Origin of the sequence: Micromonospora sp. NBC_01655, from assembly GCF_026339755.1 — a bacterium.
In the GTDB taxonomy this organism is placed as follows: Bacteria; Actinomycetota; Actinomycetes; order Mycobacteriales; family Micromonosporaceae; genus Micromonospora.
In genome coordinates, this window is record NZ_JAPEQF010000001.1 from 5,712,056 (window position 1) to 5,731,645 (window position 19,590).

General features: G+C 75.3%; 17 protein-coding genes. 16 read left to right on the top strand and 1 reads right to left on the bottom strand.

Features of this window, described 5'->3' with window-relative positions; all coding sequences use genetic code 11:
* The first annotated feature begins 365 nt into the window (after positions 1-365).
* From OOK41_RS25070 to OOK41_RS25130, 13 genes are all read left to right on the top strand, one after another.
* Positions 366-1,901, top strand: coding sequence for a phage tail sheath subtilisin-like domain-containing protein (locus OOK41_RS25070; protein WP_266266930.1), 1,536 nt, complete (start codon positions 366-368; stop codon positions 1,899-1,901).
* Between the two features lie 24 nt (positions 1,902-1,925).
* A complete protein-coding gene (locus tag OOK41_RS25075; RefSeq protein WP_117672070.1) occupies positions 1,926-2,369 on the top strand; it encodes a phage tail protein in 444 nt (147 codons plus the stop codon).
* 4 nt (positions 2,370-2,373) lie between these two features.
* Positions 2,374-2,823: a hypothetical protein gene (locus OOK41_RS25080; protein ID WP_117672068.1), complete on the top strand. Its 450-nt coding sequence runs from the start codon at positions 2,374-2,376 to the stop codon at positions 2,821-2,823.
* Positions 2,820-2,978 carry a DUF6760 family protein gene (locus tag OOK41_RS25085; protein ID WP_117672066.1) on the top strand — a complete coding sequence of 53 codons (159 nt, stop codon included), beginning with the start codon at positions 2,820-2,822 and terminating at the stop codon, positions 2,976-2,978. The genes OOK41_RS25080 and OOK41_RS25085 overlap by 4 nt, the downstream gene beginning before the upstream one ends.
* Before the next feature lie 4 nt (positions 2,979-2,982).
* Entirely contained in the window at positions 2,983-5,703 is a 2,721-nt protein-coding gene (locus OOK41_RS25090) for a hypothetical protein (RefSeq protein WP_266266932.1), read from the top strand.
* 67 nt (positions 5,704-5,770) lie between these two features.
* Positions 5,771-6,208 (top strand): phage tail protein, encoded by a 438-nt coding sequence (locus OOK41_RS25095; RefSeq protein ID WP_117672064.1) that lies wholly within the window; start codon positions 5,771-5,773, stop codon positions 6,206-6,208.
* 4 nt (positions 6,209-6,212) lie between these two features.
* On the top strand, positions 6,213-6,989 hold the full coding sequence (locus OOK41_RS25100; RefSeq protein WP_266266933.1) for a LysM peptidoglycan-binding domain-containing protein: 777 nt from the start codon (positions 6,213-6,215) through the stop codon (positions 6,987-6,989).
* Entirely contained in the window at positions 6,979-8,814 is a 1,836-nt protein-coding gene (locus OOK41_RS25105; RefSeq protein WP_266266934.1) for a VgrG-related protein, read from the top strand. Before OOK41_RS25100 ends, OOK41_RS25105 begins: the two co-directional genes overlap by 11 nt.
* Positions 8,815-8,840: 26 nt before the next feature.
* Positions 8,841-9,122, top strand: a complete 282-nt coding sequence (locus OOK41_RS25110; protein ID WP_117672060.1) for a PAAR domain-containing protein — start codon at positions 8,841-8,843, stop codon at positions 9,120-9,122.
* 5 nt (positions 9,123-9,127) lie between these two features.
* Positions 9,128-9,538 (top strand): GPW/gp25 family protein, encoded by a 411-nt coding sequence (locus tag OOK41_RS25115; protein WP_117672117.1) that lies wholly within the window; start codon positions 9,128-9,130, stop codon positions 9,536-9,538.
* Complete coding sequence (locus OOK41_RS25120; RefSeq protein WP_266266935.1) at positions 9,538-11,493, top strand: putative baseplate assembly protein; 1,956 nt, start codon at positions 9,538-9,540, stop codon at positions 11,491-11,493. Before OOK41_RS25115 ends, OOK41_RS25120 begins: the two co-directional genes overlap by 1 nt.
* Positions 11,494-11,524: 31 nt before the next feature.
* The gene (locus OOK41_RS25125; protein WP_165878238.1) at positions 11,525-12,049 is read left to right on the top strand and encodes a phage tail protein; all 525 of its coding nucleotides are present in this window, start codon (positions 11,525-11,527) and stop codon (positions 12,047-12,049) included.
* Entirely contained in the window at positions 12,046-13,188 is a 1,143-nt protein-coding gene (locus OOK41_RS25130; RefSeq protein ID WP_266266936.1) for a zinc ribbon domain-containing protein, read from the top strand. Before OOK41_RS25125 ends, OOK41_RS25130 begins: the two co-directional genes overlap by 4 nt.
* On the opposite strand, the gene OOK41_RS25135 is transcribed toward OOK41_RS25130, so the two are convergent.
* A complete protein-coding gene (locus OOK41_RS25135) occupies positions 13,103-16,003 on the bottom strand; it encodes a BTAD domain-containing putative transcriptional regulator (protein WP_266266937.1) in 2,901 nt (966 codons plus the stop codon). The genes OOK41_RS25130 and OOK41_RS25135 overlap by 86 nt on opposite strands.
* Positions 16,004-16,750: 747 nt before the next feature.
* On the opposite strand from OOK41_RS25135, the gene OOK41_RS25140 reads away from it, so the two are divergent.
* From OOK41_RS25140 to OOK41_RS25150, 3 genes are read left to right on the top strand one after another with little or no spacing between them, the layout of a single operon-like run.
* Entirely contained in the window at positions 16,751-17,776 is a 1,026-nt protein-coding gene (locus tag OOK41_RS25140) for a ThiF family adenylyltransferase (RefSeq protein ID WP_266266938.1), read from the top strand.
* Complete coding sequence (locus OOK41_RS25145; protein WP_128763671.1) at positions 17,773-18,987, top strand: PqqD family protein; 1,215 nt, start codon at positions 17,773-17,775, stop codon at positions 18,985-18,987. The genes OOK41_RS25140 and OOK41_RS25145 overlap by 4 nt, the downstream gene beginning before the upstream one ends.
* Positions 18,984-19,553 carry a DUF3105 domain-containing protein gene (locus tag OOK41_RS25150; protein ID WP_266266939.1) on the top strand — a complete coding sequence of 190 codons (570 nt, stop codon included), beginning with the start codon at positions 18,984-18,986 and terminating at the stop codon, positions 19,551-19,553. The genes OOK41_RS25145 and OOK41_RS25150 overlap by 4 nt, the downstream gene beginning before the upstream one ends.
* Positions 19,554-19,590: the final 37 nt, after the last annotated feature.

Consider the following 19,590-nt stretch of genomic DNA (forward strand, 5'->3'; position numbering starts at 1 on the left):
TCCCCGGGATTTCCACCGCCGAATCGCCGTCATCGAACCGCCCTAGGGCTAGTAACTAACTCACCGAGAGTAGCGGCGTGAGTACGCTTCCGCACCCCCTGCGAAGTGGCGTGTATATAACGACAGGTCGGCGGGATAGCGACGGGCCTACGGGGGTGAGGGTTCTGGTCCGCCCCGTCCGACCTAGCCGCTATCGCGGCGCTGCCGGCACCTGCGCATCGCAGGTGTTGTCTCCCACGGCCAAAGCGCCACCTGGCTGCCCTTAAGTGCACCTTCTGATACCCGATCAAGCGGCCCGCCGGACGTGTGAACCCCCGCTCGTACGCGGGACGCTCGACTCGACCCCCGAGGGACGAGGAGGCGTGATGCCCAACTACCTGGCGCCGGGCGTGTACGTCGAGGAGGTGGAGTCCGGCTCCCGCCCGATCGAGGGCGTCGGCACGGCGGTCGCCGCGTTCGTCGGCTTCGCCGCGCAGGGGCCGTTCAACACCCCGACCCTGGTGACGAACTGGAGCCAGTACTCGCAGATCTTCGGCGAGTTCGCCCCGGACTGCTACCTCGGCCACGCCGTGTACGGGTACTTCATGCAGGGCGGCGGGGCCGCGTACATCGTGCGGGTGGGCGGCGACCGGGCCAGCGACGAGGCGCTGCCTGCGGCGCCCGAGCCGACCGCGATCCTCGGCACGTACCGGGTGGTGGCCCGCGCCCTGCCCGAGGGCACCCCGGACGACCTGACGGTCGAGGTCGCCGACCCGCCGGAGGGCGCGGGCGAGGACCGGTTCAACCTCGTCGTCAAGCGCGGCGGCCAGGTGGTCGAGACGTTCGAGTCGGTGACCACCAAGCGCGGCAAGGACAACGTGGTGACGGTGGTCCGCGAGCGGTCCAAGCTGATCACCATCGAGGAGGCGGCCCCAACCGGCCAACTGGCCCGGCCGCGCGGCGGCGAGGTGGCGCTGACCGCCCCGCCGGCCACCGGCGGCGCCCCCGAGTCCGTGTCAGCCGACGAGTACGTGGGCGACGCGGCGGAGCGTACCGGGTTCGGCGGCCTGGAGGCGGTCGACGAGGTGACCATGGTCGCGGTGCCCGACCTGATGGGGGCCTACCAGCGCGGCGCGATCGACCTGGAGTCGGTAAAGGCCGTGCAGTCCGCGGTGATCGCCCACTGTGAGCTGATGGGCGACCGGATGGCCATTCTGGACCCGCCGCCGGGGCTGTCCCCGCAGCAGGTCAAGGAGTGGCGCACCGACCAGGCCGGCTACGACTCGAAGTACGCCACGCTGTACTACCCGTGGATCAAGGTGTTCGACCCGGTGACCGGCACCAACCGGTTCATGCCGCCGTCGGGCCACCTGGCCGGGGTGTGGGCGCGCAGCGACGGCGCGCGGGGCGTGCACAAGGCTCCCGCCAACGAGGTGATCCGGGGCGCGGTGGCCCTGGAGACGCAGCTCACCCGCGCGGAGCAGGAGCTGCTCAACCCGGTCGGCGTCAACTGCATCCGCGCGTTTCCGGGCCGGGGCATTCTCGTGTGGGGCGCCCGCACGCTGTCGTCGGACCCGGCGTGGCGGTACCTGAACGTGCGGCGGCTGTTCAACTACCTGGAGGAGTCGATCCTCAACGGCACCCAGTGGGTGGTGTTCGAGCCGAACGACGACGCGCTCTGGGCCCGCATCCGCCGCACCATCAGCGCGTTCCTGGTCAACGAGTGGCGGCGGGGCGCGCTGTTCGGGCTCACCCCCGACGAGGCGTTCTACGTCAAGTGCGACCGGGAGACCAACCCGGCCGAGGGCATCGACGCCGGCCAGGTGGTCTGCCAGATCGGCGTGGCCCCGGTCAAGCCCGCCGAGTTCGTCATCTTCCAGCTGGCGCAGATGTCCGGCGGCACCAGCCTGGTCAACGAGTAGTCCCCGCAGCGTCAGGAGGCAGTCGTGCCGCTCCCCGATTTCGACTCCGCCGTCGGCCACTCGTTCGGCCTAGAGGTGGACAGCATCATCATCCGCCAGATCACCGAGGTCAGCGGCCTCAAGATGGAACAGGACGTCATCGAGTACAAGTCGAACACCGCCGACGGCAAGTTCGTCGTACGCAAGGCGCCGGGCGCGCCGAAGGCCGGCGAGGTCACGTTGACCCGGGGCCTGACGGCGGACAACAGCTTCGAGCGGTGGGTCAAGGACTGCCGCTTCGGCAAGATGAGCGACGCCCGCAAGGGCGGCGCGATCATCGTGTTCGACTACGAGGGCTTCCCGATCAAGCGGTACCGGCTGACCAACGCGTGGGCGAAGAGCCTGGAGATCAGCTCGCTCAAGGCCGGCGACACCAGCGTGCTCACCGAGAAGCTCGTGGTGACGTACGAGTCGATGGAGGTCGAGTAACCCCATGCGCCGTACGTCGTCCCTGGTCCCGCCGCCCGGTTCGGAGCCGGCCGAGCCGCCCGCCGTCGCCGCCCGCCGCGAGACGCTGCGCACGGAGTTCCCGTTCGAGCTGCCGCGCGGCTACGTCGACGGCTCGGGCACGGTGCACCGGGACGGGGTGATGCGGCTGGCGACCGCCCGGGACGAGCTGGTGCCGCTGCGCGACGACCGGGTGCGGGAGAACCCGCCGTACCTCACGGTGGTGCTGCTCAGCCGGGTGATCACCCGGATCGGCACGCTGGTGGACGTGCACCCGGGCGTGGTGGAGGACCTGTTCGCCTCGGACCTGGCGTTCCTCCAGGACATGTACCGGCGGATCAACAGCGAGGGGCACACCCGGGCCAGCGTGGTCTGTCCGGAGTGCCGGCACCGGTTCGCCGTGGACCTCGCCGGTGGGCGCCTGGGGGAATCGTGACGTACGCGGCCGACCGCATCTACTCCGAGGTCGCGTACGTCGCCTACCACTTCCACTGGTCGCTGGACGAGATCCTCGACCTCGAACACGGCGAGCGGCTGCGCTACGTGGCCGAGATCGCCGGCATCAACACCCGCATCAGCCAGGGACGGTGACCCGATGTGGCCGTGGCGCCGGCGATCGCAGGGGACCGCGCAACGGTCCACTGCGGACGCGTCCGCGCCACCCACCGTCGAGCGGTTCGCCGCAACGACCTCTGACGCGTCCCAGGCGACCGCATCGCGGGAAGACGCATCACGGGAAGGCGCATCGCCCGGGGACGGCTCCCCGGCCCACCTGCGGAACGGGCCACCGGCGTGGCAGAGCCTCCCGCCGCTCCAGCGGGTCACCCCGGACGAGCCACGGCTGAACCTGCCCGACACGTTCACCGGGGCGCTGGCCGCCTGGCGCAACCCGTCGTACCTGGCGCCCCTCGGTCACCTCGTCGGTGCCGCCGAGCCGGCCGGGGTCCTGCACGAGACGGCCGTGCCGGTGAGCGAGCCGCCCCGGCCCGCCCCGGAGCCCGTCGGCCGGGCGCGTGGCGGCGACCCCGGGCCGCTGCCGCTCGCGGCGCCGTCGGCGGGCGCCCGTACGCCGGCACCGGCCCTGCAACGACAGGTCGCCGGCGCGCCGGGAACCCCACCGACGCCGGAACACCCGCTGGCCGTGCCGACCCGGGGCCGTGCGGTGCCCGTGGAGCCGGTGACGGTCAGCCGGCTGCTGACCGCGCCCCCGCCGCCGGAGGAGCTGCTCCTGCCCGCCGTCGACCGCCCGGCCGACCCGACGGCGGAGGCCGCCCGCCCCGACGACGCCTCACCCGAGGCACCCACCCTCGGGCGGGACGACCCGACGGCGGGCGACGCCGACGTGACGACCTTGGCCGGCACGACATCACCCCTCGGCGGTGACGTCCCGGGCCCGACGGCGGACGCGGCGTCGGCAGCCGGGCCCCGCACCCCCGGCGGCACCGGACCGGCCGCACCGGACCTGCCCGTGCAGCGACTCGTCGGGGCCGGCCCGAGGCCACCCCGCCGGCTCGGGCTGGGCGAGCCGATCGTGTCCCCCGTGCTCCCTCCGGTGTCCCGCCCGGCCGGCGACGCCGCTTTCCCGTCGGTGCAACGCTCCGCCGCCGGGGAAGGTCCCGAGCAGGTGCGACGCACCGCCGCCGGGGAGGCTCCCCAGCAGGTGCACGCCGCCGCCGGAGACGGCCGGGCGGGCAGCCAGTCGATGGCCGCCGCGCCGCTGGCCCAGCGGTCGCCGGCCGGCGGCAGCGGGCCGGCCAGCGGGCCCGGGGCCGCCGGTCGACCGGCCGACGCGGCAGAGGTGACGCCGGCGGGAGACTCGGCCACGCTTCTGGGCGAGGGGGCCGGCACCGTCTCCCGGCTCGGAACGGAAGCATTCCCCACCGGTCTCGGCCCCTCCCCCGTGGGGCCGCAGGCCGAGCCGGGGACCGCCGGCGGGGGCGAGCACCTCGCCGGCGGTCCCCCGCCGCCCGCCGAGGGCCTGCCGCTCGCCGGTACGCCGCGCGGCGACGCGCCGCCCGCCCGTTGGGCTGGCGGCGCGGCAGACCCGGGTGCGGGAGCACCGGCGCCCGTCCAGACGTTCGTGCCGTCCGCCGGGGGGACACCGCCCGCCGGAGAGACACCGTCCGCCGGGGGGCCGCCGCCCGGTGGGGAGGCGACGGCCAGCGGGGACGTGCCGGCGGAGGCGGGCGTGGCCGCGCTGCTGGGCGGGCCGGCCACGTCGACGCCCCCGGGCGTCGCCTCCTCGCAGGGCGGGCCGGCGGCGGGCGTTCAGGCCGTGGATCCGGCCGGCGGCCCGGGGGCGGGACACGTGGGCTCCGGCGGCCCCGACCTGCCGGTGGTGGCCCGCCTGACGACGCCGGCCACCTCGACCGGCCCCCGCGTCGAGGGGCCGACGACCGGCACCGGACCGGTCCCGCACGCCGAGGCGTCGACCGGCACCGGTGCCCCGTACGACGGGGGAACAAGCCCGGTCGGTGGCGCCACGACCGGCGGGGAGACCGACGGCGGACCGGGCGTCGCCGGCCTCGTCGGCGGAGACGGCGGCATGGCGGACCCCACCGGCGACGCGGGCCCCGCAGGGGTGGACCCGGACGGGAGCCCGCCCCCTCCCCTGCCCCTGGTCGTGGCCCGGCTCGTCGGTGACCGTCCGACCCCGCTGCTGACCGGGGCCGGCCCGGTCGCGCCGTTGCCCGACCGGCCGACCGTGCAGCGGGTGACCTGGCAGCGGGACGAGGCGACGGCCGCCGGTGGGCGGGCCGCCACCACACCCGACCCGGAGCGGGCCGTCCCCGTGGACCTGTACCCGAACCCGGCCGCCCCGTACCCGACCCCGACCCCGGCCGCCCCGTACCCGGCCACCGCGCCGGGGACGGCTGCGTCGACCGACGCAGCCAGCTCGACCAGCGCGGCGGCCGGCGGCGGGCTCCCGCCCGTCCAGCGGTGGGTGGGCGCGCTTCCTGGCACGCCGTCGGCCGGCCGGCCCCCGGGGCGGGACACCGCGCCACCCGGGCCGCCGCTGTCCGCGTATGCCATGGGTGAGCTGTCGGGTCCGGTCGTGCAGCGGGCCGAACCGGTCGACGACGCCGCCCCGCCGCCCCCGGTCGACGCGCCCGCGCCGCCTGCGGCGGCCCCGCCGCCCGACGGTGGCGGGGCGGCGGCCGGTCAGCCGGCCGTGCCGGGCGCTCCGCGGGCCGCGGGCGGCGGGGCCGAGCCGGAGGAACTGCTGAAAAAGCTGTACGACCCGCTGCTGCGCCGGCTCAAGACCGAGCTGCGCCTCGACCGGGAGCGGCACGGGGCGCTCGGCGGGCCGGGCTGACGAGGCCGGGAGAACCGCCGGAGAAGGGCCCGGGACCGGGAGACACGCGCAGGACCAGGAGGGACGAATGGCCAAGGACGAGGTCGCCGTCGCGATCGCCTTCGTCGTCAGGATCGACGACCAGGATCTCGGCGCGTTCAACACCTGTGACGGGCTGGGCTGCGAGGTCGTCGTCGAGCAGCGCGAGGAGGGCGGCAACAACGGGCACGTGTGGCAGCTCCCGACCCGGATGAAGTTCTCCAACGTCAAGCTGTCCCGCCCGGTGACCGCCGACAGCACGAAGCTGATGCGCTGGTTCTCGGGGATGGCGAACGGGATCACCCGCAAGACCGCCACCATCGAGGCGCGCACCCTGGAGGGCACGGTGATCGCCCGGTGGGGCCTGCTCGACGTCATCCCCGTCAAGTGGACGGGGCCGCAGCTCAGCCCGGACAGTCCGAAGGTGGCCGTCGAGACCCTCGAACTGGCCCACCACGGCTTCTTCGGCCCCGGGACCGGGGGGTGACCCGGTGAGCGCCTCCCCGGTCACCTTCAGCGCCGCCGGCAGCCCCGCCGGTCGGGGCGGTGGCGCGCCGCCGCAGCTCACCCACGCGTACCTGCAACTGCACGAGCCGCCCCGCAACGGCGGCACCGCCGCACCCGGCCCGAAGCTGGGCCAGATCCCGTTCCAGTTCAACCCGAAGGAGCTGGCGCTGACGAAGACCGCCAAGTGGAAGCGGGACGCGCAGCGCAACGCGAAGAAGAGCGGCGTGCCGGAGTTCACCGGCTCGGACCCGGCCAAGCTGACCCTGGAGATGTTCTTCGACGCCACCGCCACGATGGACAGCTCGGTGGTGAAGCGGGTGGAGGAGCTGTTCGCCTGCTGCGTGCCGACCGACGCGAGCCGGCAGCAGAAGAAGGGCTCCCCGCCGTGGGTGGTGTTCCACTGGGGCGGGATGGTTGGCTTCCCGGCGTTCGTGGCCAGCGTCAACGCGAAGTACACCCTGTTCACCCCGGGCGGCACGCCGGTGCGGGCGCTGTGCACGGTCGCCCTGGAGGAGATCTCGGGCGAGCAGCCCGGGCAGAACCCCACCTCCGGGGCCCTCGCGGTCCGGGACATCCACGTCGTCGTCGCCGGGGACACCCTGCACTCGGTGGCCCACCACGCATACGGGCGGGCGGGGCTGTGGCGGCACATCGCCGAGGCCAACGACATCGACGACCCGATGCGGCTACGCCCCGGCACCACCCTGCTGGTGCCCGCCCTCGAGGAGCTGACCGCCCCGGACGGTGCCCGTGGCCAATGAGCAGTTCGCCAACGCGCTCCTCGTCGAGGTGGGCGGCAGCCCGCTGCCCGCGGAGATCGCCGCGCTGCTGACGTACGCGGCGGTCGACGACAGCCGCAACCTGCCCGACCGGTTCGTGCTGCGGTACCGGGACCCGGGCCGGACGGTGCTGGCCAAGGGCGGCTTCACGATCGGCGCCACGGTGAAGCTGACCGTGCAGACCTCCGACCCGGGCGGCCCCGCGCCGCTGCTCACCGGCGAGGTCACCGCCGTGGAGTGCGAGCTGGACGCCACCGGCACGTTCACCGAGGTCCGCGGCCTGGACCTGGCCCACCGGCTGCTGCGCGGCCGGCGGGTGGCCGCGTACCCGGGGATGAGCGTGCCGGACATCGTGCGGCAGGTGGCGCAGCGGGCCGGGCTGAAGGCGGGCCGGATCGACCCGGTGAGCGGGATCGGCGGCGAGCCGGAGGCGCAACTCAGCCAGGACAACGTCAGCGACTGGGCGTTCCTGCACCGGCTCGCGGCACTGGTCGGCGCGCAGGTGATGGTGCTCGACGGCGCGCTGCACCTGCGGATGCCGCAGCCCCCGGCTGGCGCGCCCGACCCGTCGGCGCGGGCCACCCAGGACCAGCTGGTGCTGGAGGTCAACCGGAACCTGATCGCGCTGCGCGCCGGGGTGACCGCCACCGCGCAGGTGCCCGAGGTGGCCGTCCGGGGCTGGGACCCGGCGACGAAGCGGGCGGTCAGCGCGACCGCCACCCCGAAGGTGCCGGGCGCCGACGGCATCGGCGCCGATCCGGCCGAGCTGGGCAGGAAGGTGGGCAGCCCGCCGTACCTGCTCGCCGACCCGACCCTGGGCTCGGACGCGGCGGTGCGGGCGGTGGCCGGCGCGCTGGCCGGCGACCTCGGCGGCGGCTGCGCGGAGATCGAGGGGGTGGCGAAGGGCAACGCCAAGCTGCGGGCGGGCGCGGCGGTGGCGCTGGCCAACGTCGGCGAGCCGTTCCAGGGCAGGTACGTGCTGACCAGCACCCGGCACGTGTTCAGCGAGCAGGCCGGCTACACCACGGCGTTCACCGTCTCCGGCCGCTCCGACCGCTCGCTGTACGGGCTGACCGCCGGCGCGGCGGCGACCGACCGGGTCGGCGACGGACTGGTCCCGGCGGTGGTCAGCGACGTGAAGGACCCGAAGAAGCTGGGCCGGGTCCGGCTCACCCTGCCGTGGCTGGACGGGAGGTACACCACCGGCTGGGCGCGGGTGGTGCAGCCCGGCGCGGGCGCGGAGCGGGGGGCGGTGCTGCTGCCGGAGGTGGGCGACGAGGTGTTGGTCGGGTTCACCGGCGGCAGCCTCGACGCCGCGTACGTCCTCGGCGGGTTGCACAACGGCACGGACGCGCCGCCGAAGCTGGACACCGACCCGGTGGACGGCAGCAGCGGCCGGATCGCGGTGCGGGCCCTGGTCTCCCGTACCGGGCACCGGTTGGAGCTGCTGGAGGCCGGCAGCGGCCCGGACGGGATCCTGCTCGCCACCGGGGACCGGAAGTTCACCCTGCGGCTGGACCGCACCGGCCGGCAGATCGAGATCGTCAGCGACGGCAAGGTGAGCGTCCGGGCCAGGGACGGGATCGTCCTCGACGCCGGCTCCGGGTCGTTGGAGCTGGCCGGGCAGCGGGTCACCGTCACCTCGAAGAGCGACGTCGGTATCGAGGGCCAGGGCCAGGTGCGGGTGAAGGGCACGGCCGGCGCGTCCGTGGAGGGCGCGACGGTGAAGGTCGCCGGGCAGGGCGGCGCGGAGCTGACCGCCAGCGGCCCGGTGACCGTCCGCGGCGGCGTCGTCCGGATCAACTGACGGTACGTGAGTGAAGGGAGTGTGCCGTGCCACCAGCAGCTCGCGTCGGTGACCCCACCGCCCATCCGGGCACGGTCGGCGGCCCCGGGGTGCCCACCGTCCTCATCGGCGGGCAGCCCGCCGCCACCGTGGGCACCCTGCACGCCTGCTCCTTCCCGGGCACCCCGCCGCACCCCCCGTCCCCGCTGCTGCCGCCCGGCTGCCCGACGGTGCTCATCGGCGGCCGGCCCGCCGCCCGCATGGGCGACCTGGCCGGCTGCGGGGCGCCGATCCTCGCCGGCTGCCCGACCGTGCTGATCGGCGGGTGACGCCGATGGCCACCGACTTCGTCGGCGCCGGGTGGGCGTTCCCGCTGCGCACCGATCCCACCGGGGGGATCGCCCTGGTCCGGGGGGACCGGGAGGTGGTGGAGAGCATCCGGCTGATCCTCGGCACGGCGCCGGGCGAGCGCCCGGGCCGCCCCGAGTTCGGCTGCGCGATCCACGAGTTGGCGTTCGCCCCGGCCGACCCGTCCACCGCCGGCCAGGTCGCGTACCAGGTGCGGCTGGCGCTGGAGCGGTGGGAGCCGCGGGTCGAGCTGGACGACGTGCTGGTCGACTTCGCCGACGCGGCCCGGGGCACTCTCTACATCGACATCCGGTACCGGCTGCGCCAGGACAACGACCCGCGCAACCTGGTCTTCCCGTTCTACGTCATCCCCGCGCACGAACCGGGAGCCGAGTGATGGCCCTGCCCGCCCCGCACCTCGACGACCGCCGTTTCCAGGACCTGGTGGACGACGCGAAGCGCCTGGTGCAGCGGCGCTGCCCGGAGTGGACCGACCACAACGTGTCCGATCCTGGGGTGACCCTGATCGAGACGTTCGCGTACATGGTGGACCAGCTCCTGTACCGGCTCAACCGGGTGCCGGACCGGCACTACGTGAAGTTCCTGGACCTGCTCGGCATCGCCCCGTTCCCGCCGGCGGTGGCGTCGACGGACGTGACGTTCTGGCTGTCCGCGCCCCGCGACGCCCCGGTCGTCGTCCCGGCCGGCACGCACGTGGCGACCGTACGCGCGGAGAACGCGGAGCCGGTGACCTTCGAGACGCTGCACGAGCTGACCGTGCCGCCGTGCCGGCTGGTCCGGGTGCTGACCGTGCCGGCCGGGGGGCGACCGACGGACCGGACCGGGGACCTGGGCGGCGCGGACCGGATCCCGGCGTTCGCGGACCCGCCGGTGGCCGGCGACGCCGTGCTGTTCGGCCTCGACAGGGCGGTGCCGGGCTGCGCCGTGCTGCTCACCATGGACTGGGTGGTCGCCGGGCGCGGGGTGGACCCGACGAACCCGCCGCTGGTGTGGGAGGCGTGGACCGAGGGCGGCTGGGAGGAGTGCCCGGTGGAGCGGGACACCACGGGCGCGCTGAACCGGGCCGGCGAGGTGGTCGTGCACGTCCCGGCGCGGCACGCCGCGTCGGTGGAGGCCCGGCACCGCGCCGGCTGGCTGCGCTGCCGGCTGCGCGAGGCCGTCGCCGGGCAGCCGTTCTTCCACGCCCCGCCCCGACTGGGCCGGGCGGAGGCGGTCACCATCGGCGGCACCGTGAGCGCCTGCCACGCCGAGCTGATCAGCGGCGAGACCCTGGGCGCGTCCGAGGGGGTGCCGGGGCAGCGGTTCACGGTGCAGCGGGCGCCGATCGTGGCCGCCGACGGCGCGATCGGGATCGAGGTGAGCGCCGCCGAGGGCTGGCAGACCTGGCGGGAGGTGGCGAGCTTCGCCGGCTCCGGGCCCCAGGACCGGCACGTGTGCGTCGACCGGTCCAGCGGGGAGATCGGCTTCGGCCCGGCCGTCCGGCAGGCCGACGGCACGGTACGCCGGTACGGGGCGGTGCCGCCGAAGGGCGCGGTGGTCCGGATCCCGACCTACCGCACGGGCGGGGGGCGGCGGGGCAACGTGGCCGCCCGCACGCTGAGCGTGCTGCGGGACCCGGTGCCGTTCGTGTCCACGGTGACCAACCGGGCGGCGGCCACCGGCGGCGTCGACGGCGAGTCGCTGGCCGAGACGTCGGTACGCGGGCCGCTGAGCCTGCGTACCCGGGAACGGGCGGTCACCGCCGAGGACTACGAGCAGTTGGCCCGGGAGGCGGCGCCGGAGGTGCTGCGGGTGAAGTGCGTGCCGGCGGGCGACGGCTCGGCGGCGGTGCGGGTGCTGGTGGTGCCGGCGCTGGGTGAGCACGGCGACGCCGAGGACGACGCGGCCCGGTTCGCCGCCCTGCGGCCCCGTGACGAGGTGCTGGACCGGATCCGGGCCTTCCTCGACGCCCGCCGCTGCGTGGGTGCCCGGGTGCTGGTGGAGCCGCCGTTCTACCAGGGGGTGACGGTGGTCGCCCGGGTCCGCTCCCGGCCTCGGGCGAGCGGGTCCGACGCGGAGCTGCGCCGGCGGGCGCTGCGCGCTTTGTACGACTACCTCGACCCGGTGCGGGGCGGGCCCGACGGCGACGGGTGGCCCTTCGGCCGGCCGATCCAGTCGGGTGAGCTGCACGCCGTGTTGCAGCGGGTCGACGGGGTGGACCTGGTGGAGGAGGTCCGGTTGTTCGGGGCCGATCCGACCACCGGGGAACGCGGCGAGGCCGTGCAGCGCATCGAGCTGGACGTCAACGCCATCGCCTTCTCGTACGCCCACCAGGTGCGGGTCACCGGGTGAACGGGCGGGTCGTCGAGGTCAGGAGGGGATCATGCGGGGTGCGGTGCCGGGGCTGGCGAGCCCTCACCCGATCGGGCAGGAGTTGCCCGCGGTGTACCTGGAGGACGATTTCGCGCAGCGGTTCACCGCCGGGCTGGACGAGGTGCTGGCACCGGTCCTGCTGACGCTCGACTGTTTGGACGCGTACTTCGACCTGGACCTGGCCCCGCCGGACTTCCTGGACTGGCTGGCCGGCTGGGTGGCAGCGCCGGTCGACGGGGACCGGGCGCCGGACGTGCGCCGGGAGGTGGTCCGGCACGCGGTGCAGGCGCACCGGTGGCGCGGGACCGCCCGGGGCGTCGAGCTGGCGGTGCGGGTGGCCACCGGGGCGCGGGTGGAGGTCACCGACAACGGCGGGGTGACCTGGTCGGCGACGCCGACCGGCGGGCCGCCGCCGGACGAGGCCCCACGGGTGCTGGTCCGGGTCACCGGGGCGGCCGACGAGGCGCTGGTGCGGCAGGTCGTCGCGTCCGCCGTACCGGCCCACGTCCGGCTGACGCTGGAGATCGAGTCATGATCACCTGTGCGAGCTGCGGCGCCGCCAACGCCGACGGCAGGCAGTTCTGCGCGGCCTGCGGCGAGTACCTGTGGGACGAGGGCAGCCCGCCGCCCGCCCCGGGGCCGGCCGTGACCCGGGACCGGCCGGTGACCGACCGGAGCACCGACGCGCGGACGGATCCGGCCGTGCCGGCCCCGCCGGGCCCCGGGCCGTCCACCGCCGGCCCGCCGGCCCCCGTAGCGCACCCGCCCGGCCCGGGCGGGCACGAGCCGGGCGGACACGAGCCGGTCCGCGCGGGCGACGGCACGCCCCAGCCGCTGCAACCCGGGGCACCGAGCACCACCCGGGAGGCGCCGGGGCCGGCCGCTGCGGTCGACCCGGCGTCCCGCCCGCCGGAGCCGGAGCTGACCTGCGCCCACTGCGGCCGGGGCAACCCGCCGAACCGCCGGATCTGCCGGTTCTGTGGGGAGTCGCTGACCGCCCCGGTCGGGCCGGCGCCGGAGCGCGCCACCTGGTGGGAGCGGCTGCGGGACCGGTGGCGACGGCTGTGGGACCGGGTGCGCCGCCGGGGGCCCCGCCGCCCCGCCCGGAAGGACCGCCGGGCCGCCGGGGCGGCCCGGCGGCTGCTGCTGCTCGTGCTCGGGCTCTGCCTCGTCGGCGTGCTCGCGGTGGCCGGGCCGCCCCTGGCGCGGCGGGCCGTGGAGGCGGTGCGCGACCGCACCGAGGACCCGGCGTCGCTCGTCCCGGCGGCGGTGAGCGCGTCGTCGGAGAAGCTGGGTGCCGGCGCGGCCCGGCTCACCGACGGGGCGAGCAACCGCTACTGGGCGCCGACCGGCACGGCCGCCGGCGCCTGGGTGGAGGGCCGCTTCACCGAGCCCGTGCGGCTGCTCACCGTCATCATCACCCCGGGCGTCGGCGAGCGGCGGCAGGCGTTCCTCGAAGCCGGCCGGCCGCGCGGGCTCACCGTGGTCACCGTCGACGCCGACGGCAAGCAGGAGAAGACCGACATCGAGCTGCGCGACGAGCCCGGGGAGCAGCAGTTCCCCGTCGAGGCGGCGAACGTGGTGCGGATCAGGCTGGTGGTCCGCTCGACGTACGGGCCCGGGTTGGATCCGGCCGTGGCGATCGGGGAGGCGGAATTCTTCGGTCGACGCTGACGGTGGTTCCCGCTGGCGCGGTCTCCGCGGGTGCCGGGTCGAGGCCGAGGGAGACGAGCACGTCGGCGTACCGGCGGCGGGCGTGCTCGGCGGCGGCGGCGTTGCCGGCCCGGTCGTGCGCCGCGATCAGCAGCCGCCAGCCAGCGTCGTGGCACGGGTCGATCTCGACGCACCGGGCCGCCGTCGCGACCGCCCCGTCGGCGCCGGCGGCGCGCAGGGCGGCCTCGGCGAGCTGGGCCGCCGCGTCCGCGGCCTGCCGGCGCAGCGTCTCCCGCTCGGCCACCACCCACTCCGCCGGGCCGTCCTCGGGCAGCAGTTCGCCGGTGTACGCGGCCACCGCGACCCGCAGGTCGGCGAGCGCGCGCGGGTCCCGGGTCGCCCCGGGGCGGGACGCCCGTTCCAGCGCGAGCCGGAACTCCGTGACGTCGCACCAGCTCCCCGGCGGCAGCGCCAGCAGGTACGCGTCCCCGTCGCGGTGCAGCATGCTCTCCCCGTCGCCCGTGGGCAGGTGGGTGTCGAGGAACCGGCGCAGGCTGGACAGGGCGACGTGCAGGGTGCGGGTGGCGGTGGCCGGGTCGGTGTCGGGCCAGAGCGCGTCGAGGAGCCGGTCGCGGTGCACGGCCCGGCCGGCGTGCATGGCGAGCATCCGGGCCACGGCGCGGGCCCGGGGGCGCAGTGGCGACCAGTTCAGCGGCTCGCCGTCCAGGCAGATCCGGAAGCCGCCGAAGCAGCGTACGGTCAGCGGGGCGGTGTCCGGCACGGCCGGTGCGGCACCGCGCTCGGGGGTGACCCAGGCGGTCACCACCGGACGGGGCAGCCCGGCGTGCTCGGCGGCGGCGTGGACGGCGGACAGGCCCACCGCCCGGCCGGGGCCGGCGGGCACCCCCGCGGCGAGGGCGAGCACCCGCGCCCCCGGCACTCCGGCGGCCCGGGCGGTGCTCTCCGCGCGACGGACCTCCACATCGGCGTCGGGCAGCCGGCCGCGCACGGCGGCCAGCGCGAGCAGGGACTGCGCCCAGGCGGCCAGCACCCCGCTGTCCACCTCCCGCGCCCGGTCGAGCAGCCGGCCGGCCTCCTCCGGCTCCGGCCCGCCGCGCAGGGAGCGGGCCAGCGCGGCGCAGCCGGCCGCGAGCAGGGCGCCCCACCGGTCCCCGAGCCGGTCGCACTCCTCGACGACGGCGGCGGCCTCCTTGAGGTCGGCCTCCGCCCCGGACAGCGCGGGCACCGCCCGGGCCAGCCGGGCCAGCCAGGGCAGGCCGGACCGGTCGGCGTCCAGGCCGACGGCGGCGACCGCGGCGGGCGCCTGCGGGTCCCCGCCGGCCAGCGCGACGGCGGCGCGCAGCAGCCGGCAGGCCAGCCCGACCATGCCGGCGTCGGACGGTGTCCACCGGTCCAGCACGCGCGCCGCCTCGCCGGCGTGCCCGGCCAGCAGCAGCGCGCCCGCCCGCACCAGCGGGTCGGCCGCCCCGGTCAGCCGTTCCGCCTCGCCGACGACCACCATCGGGTGCCGCCGGGTGGCCGTGCGCAGCCAGCCGGACCAGTGCCCGCGCCAGTGCGGGCCGTCGGGCAGCCAGGCCGTCACGTCGGCGCGCAGGGAGCGGCACCGCGCCCGGGCCGGCTCGCCGTCGAACATCTCCTCGGCCCGGCGCAACAGCGGCACCGCCGCCGCGAGCTGGCCCTCGTTGATCCGGTGCCGGGCGTCGGCGAGCACCAGCCACGGGTCCTCGGCGATGAACCAGGCGGGCAGCACGTCCGACCACGGGTCGAGGCCCCGCACGGCGACGTCGCCCCCGGCGGTGTCGAGCAGCCGGTGCACGTCGGGCCACTGCTGGGCGCGGGCGAAGCACCGGGCCGCCTCCAGCACCGCGCCCTCCGCGGCGAGCAGCCGGCCGGCGCGGGCGTGCCAGGCCCGCGCCGCATGCTCCCCCAACTCCTCGGCGAGCGCCGCGATCAGGTGGGCGCGCAGCACCTCGTGGTACGCGAAACTCCGGCCACCGTCGTGGGAGACGGTGAACGCCTGCCGGCGCTCCAGCTCCTCCAGCGCGGCCTGCCCGTCGCCGCCGCCGAGCAGCCGGTCGCACCGCTGGGCCGTGAGCACCTCGAACACGCAGGTGTGGACGAGGAACCGGCGCAGGTCGGGGGCGAGTTCCGCCAGCACGGTACGGGTGAGGTAGTCCCGGGACAGCGCCGAGCGCACGCCCAGCGAGGCCACCGCGCGGCGCCGGTCGGCCAGCGGCTGGCTGCGGGTGGACAGGTAGTAGAGCTTCAGGCCGGCCGCCCAGCCGCCGAGCCGCCGGGCCAGGGCCGCCACGTCGTCGGCCGGCAGCGGCTCCCGGTAGACGTCGCGCAGCAGCCGCTCCACCTCCCAGGTGCGGAACCGAAGCTGCTCGGCGTCGACGACGACGCTGTCGGAGAACTCGTGCCGGGTCAGGATCAGCGGCGGCATGCGGCGGGTGCCGACCAGCACCCGGACGCCCTCGCGCACCAGGGCGAGGGCCCGGTCCAGCAGCACGGACTCCCCCGGCGTTCCCTCGACCAGGTGCAGGTCGTCGACGACCAGCAGGCCGGCACCGCCGTCGGGCAGCGTCGCCTCCACCCGGCGCAGCGCCCGCGCCGGGTCCGCGTCGGACGGCACGACGCGCAGCCAGCCCACGGACCCGGGCCCGGTGGCCGCGTACTGGGCGAGCAGGGTGGTCTTGCCGGACCCGGCGGGGGCGACGACCAGGCCGAGGGAGCGGGGCCGGACGTCCAGCGCGGTGATCAGCCTGGACCGCGTGAGGCTCAGCGAAGGGCTGCGGGCGGGTTCTGTCGGCATCGCGCACACCTTCCCCGAGGTAGCCGGCCGTCGAGCCGGCCCGGGACGAGCGACACCACTGATGGTAGTCATCAATACGCCCTGGTAGCTGCCCGTGATCGGACAACCGCGTCGGATTTCGGCAGGGACTCGGGCCGCCGCTGGGAATCCCGTCGACCAGCCGCCCCGTCCACAGCATCCACCGCAAAAGGGCTCCAGTGGACCAACTCTGCCATTCACCCTTTGCCGACCGCCAACCACCCATAATTCCATTCGTCCCACCTGGACGACCTGTCCGGAAACCATGAATTACCGCCGACACCGACAGCCGCGGGGCCTTTAGCTGACTATTCGCCGAACGCGGCGGCAGACCTCCGTTTGAGCCCAGTTCGATCACATTAGTTCGACGCAGTTAAATATTGTCAAAGGTTTTTGCGGGTGCTCTAATGATGGCGACGCGAGCGGGATCGCCGCGTCAGTCCCTCTCAATTCGTTGGAGGCCGCCCATGGACAAGAAGATCGAGACGAAGCGCAAGCCGGCCAAGGTCCTCGTGCGCAAGCTTGAGAAGCTCGAGACCACCGTCGCCATCATCGAACCGGGCTGCCGCAACGACCTCTGCGGCTGATCGGACATCCGGCCGGGGCGCGGCACCTCGCGTCCCGGCCGGCCTGGCGGAGGAGTTTCCGGGCATGCTGCGACCACGGATCAAGGGCATTCACAAACCATTGCGACTGACTCCGACGCTCATCAGCATCGGCGGTCGACAAATGGGTATCGGGGCGGAGATCGACGACGAGGACGGCTTTCTCTGGTCGCTGTTACGCCTGATGGACGGCACCCGCACCCGGGCGGAGATCGTCGACGCCCTGCTCACCGAACGACCCGACCTGACCGCCGACGAGACGACCGACGCGATGCGGACGATCATCGACGCCGGATACGTCGAGGACGCCGCCGCGCCGCCCCCGCCCACCCTGAGCCCCGCCGAGATCGACCGCTACGAGCGGGCGTTGACCTACCACGCGTGGGTCGACCTCACCCCGCGCCCGTCCCGCTTCGACGTCCAGGCCCGGCTGAAGGCGAGCCGCGTGGTCGTGGTCGGACTGGGCGGCACCGGCTCGGCCGTCGCGGCATCCCTCGTCGCCGCCGGGGTCGGGGCCGTGCACTGCGTCGACTTCGACGTGGTCGAGCCCGGCAACCTGACCCGTCAGCTCCTCTACACCGAGGACGACATCGGCGCGCCGAAGCTCGCCGTCGCGGTCGACCGCCTCCGCCGGATGAACTCCTACGTGACGGTCACCGGCGAGCAGACCCGGGTCGACTCCACCGAGTCGGTAATGACGCTGATGCGCGGGCGCGACCTGCTGGTGCTCTGCGCCGACCAACCCCTGCACACCATCCGCGACTGGACGAACGCCGCCGCCCTGCGCACCGGTACCCCGTGGATGATCGCCCAGTACGCCGGCCCGATGGCCGTCGTCGGCCTGTTCGTCCCGGGCCGCACCTGCTGCCAGGCCTGCCTGCCGAGCGTCGGCGACCGGCTCCGCGAGCGGCACGGCGCCGAGCCGGAGGAGTTGTTCGGGTTCACCGGGCACGCGGTGATCGCACCGTCGGCCAACCTCACCGGCCACCTGGCCGCCCTGGACGCGGTGCACCACCTCGGCGGCATCCCCGCCAGCACGCTCGGCCGGATGTACCACCTGAGCCTGACCGACCTGACCTACCACTACGTGGTGAACCCGACTCCGGGGCACAAGTGCGGGACCTGCGGCTGGATCGGGGAGGAGCGGTGATCACCCTCGACGCCGACAGCCGGCCCCGGGTCGCCCACCTCGTCGTCCGCGAGGAGGACACCGACGAGTACGTCGTCGGCGACCCGGCCACCGGCAACTTCGTGGTCGTACCCGAGGTCGGGGCCCGGCTGGTGCGGCTGCTCGCCGCCGGCCGGACCGTCGCCGAGGCTGCCGACGAGGTGGAACGCGAGACCGGGGAGGCGGTCGACGCCCTCGACTTCGTCGAGGTGCTGCTCGACGCGGGCATCATCGACGGGCGTACCGCCGGGGAGGCCGCGCCGGCCACCGCCCGGCACTGGTCGGTCTCGCGGATCCCGGCCCGGGTGGTCCGGCCGCTGTTCGGCCGGGCCGCCTGGACGGGGTACGTCGGCTGCCTCGTCGCGACGGTGGCGATGTTCGCCGCCGAGCCGTCGCTGTTGCCCACGTACGAGGACACCTTCATCTTCCCCGACATCGTGCTCAGCCTGCTGATCACCAACGTGGTGGTGATCGTCCTGACGATCGTGCACGAGGTCTGGCACGCCCTCGCCGGGGCCGCCGTCGGCGTGCCGTCGCGGCTGCGCGTCGAGCGGCGCGGAATCTTCCCGGTGCTGGAGACCGACCTGTCGGGGCTGTGGGCGCTGCCGCCCGAGCGTCGCTACGGCCCGTTCCTCGCCGGCATGGCGATCGACTGCGTGCTGCTGTTCGGCGCGGTCGCGCCCCGGTTCGCCTGGTCGCGCGGCTGGATCGACCTGCCCCCGGGGATGGTCCGGTTCCTCGCCATGGTGGTGTTCAGCCAGGCGGTGAAGCTGGCCTTCCAGACGCTGGCCTACCTGCGCACCGACATGTACCTGGTGATGGCCACCGCGACCGGCTGCCGGAACCTGCACCAGATCACCCGGCTGTCGCTCAAGCGCCTGGTCCGCCGGCTCGACGACGGGGAGGCGGCGATCCTGCGCGACGCGCACGCCCGGGACCTGCGGGTGTCCCGCTGGTACCGGCTGCTCTACGTCGCCGGGCTGGTCTGGATGGCCTGGTTCGTCGTGCACTTCCTGTGGCCGAGCGCGAAGGTCACCCTCGGCTGGGCGGCGGGCGTGCTGGTCGGCGCGCCGTTCGCCAGCCCCTACTGGTGGGAGGGGATCGCGCTGCTGCTGTTCACCTCGCTCAACGTGCTGCTGCCGCTCGGGGTGGTCGTCCGCAACCGGGTCCGGGCGAGGAGGGCCGCCGCGTGAGCCGCCGCTGGCTCGGGACGCTGGTCAGCGTCGTGGTCACCACCCTCAGCGTGCTGACCATGTCGAGCCTCGGCCTCGGCGTGGTCCTCGGGCTGGCCGACGACACCGAGGCCCTCTCCTGCGACCGGGTGCCCGGCACGCCGGCGCCGTTCGAGGGCAACCGGCACATAGCGTACGAGGGGGCGCCGCACGCGGCGTACCGGACGGTGCCGCCGACCTCCGGCCCGCACTCCCCCCGCGTGGTCACCCCCGGCATCTACCGCGAGCCGGTGCTGGAGGAGTTGCAGGTGCACGCGCTGGAGCACGGGCACGTCCTGGTCCAGTACGCCCCGGACGTCTCCCCGGCCGACGTCCGCGCCCTGGAACGCCTCGGTCGCCGGTATCCCCGCGACGTGGTGGTGGCGCCCTACCCCGCCCTGGACCACGGCATCGGGCTCAGCGGCTGGCAACGGTTCCAGCGGCTCGACACCCTCGACGAGCGGGCGGTCACCGAGTTCGTCACGAAGGTCGCCGGCCGCTACGACCACTCCTGGCAGCACGGGGCGACGGACTGCGTACGGCCCTGAACCCGCACCCGCTTGCCGGGGCACGATGAGTGTGGTT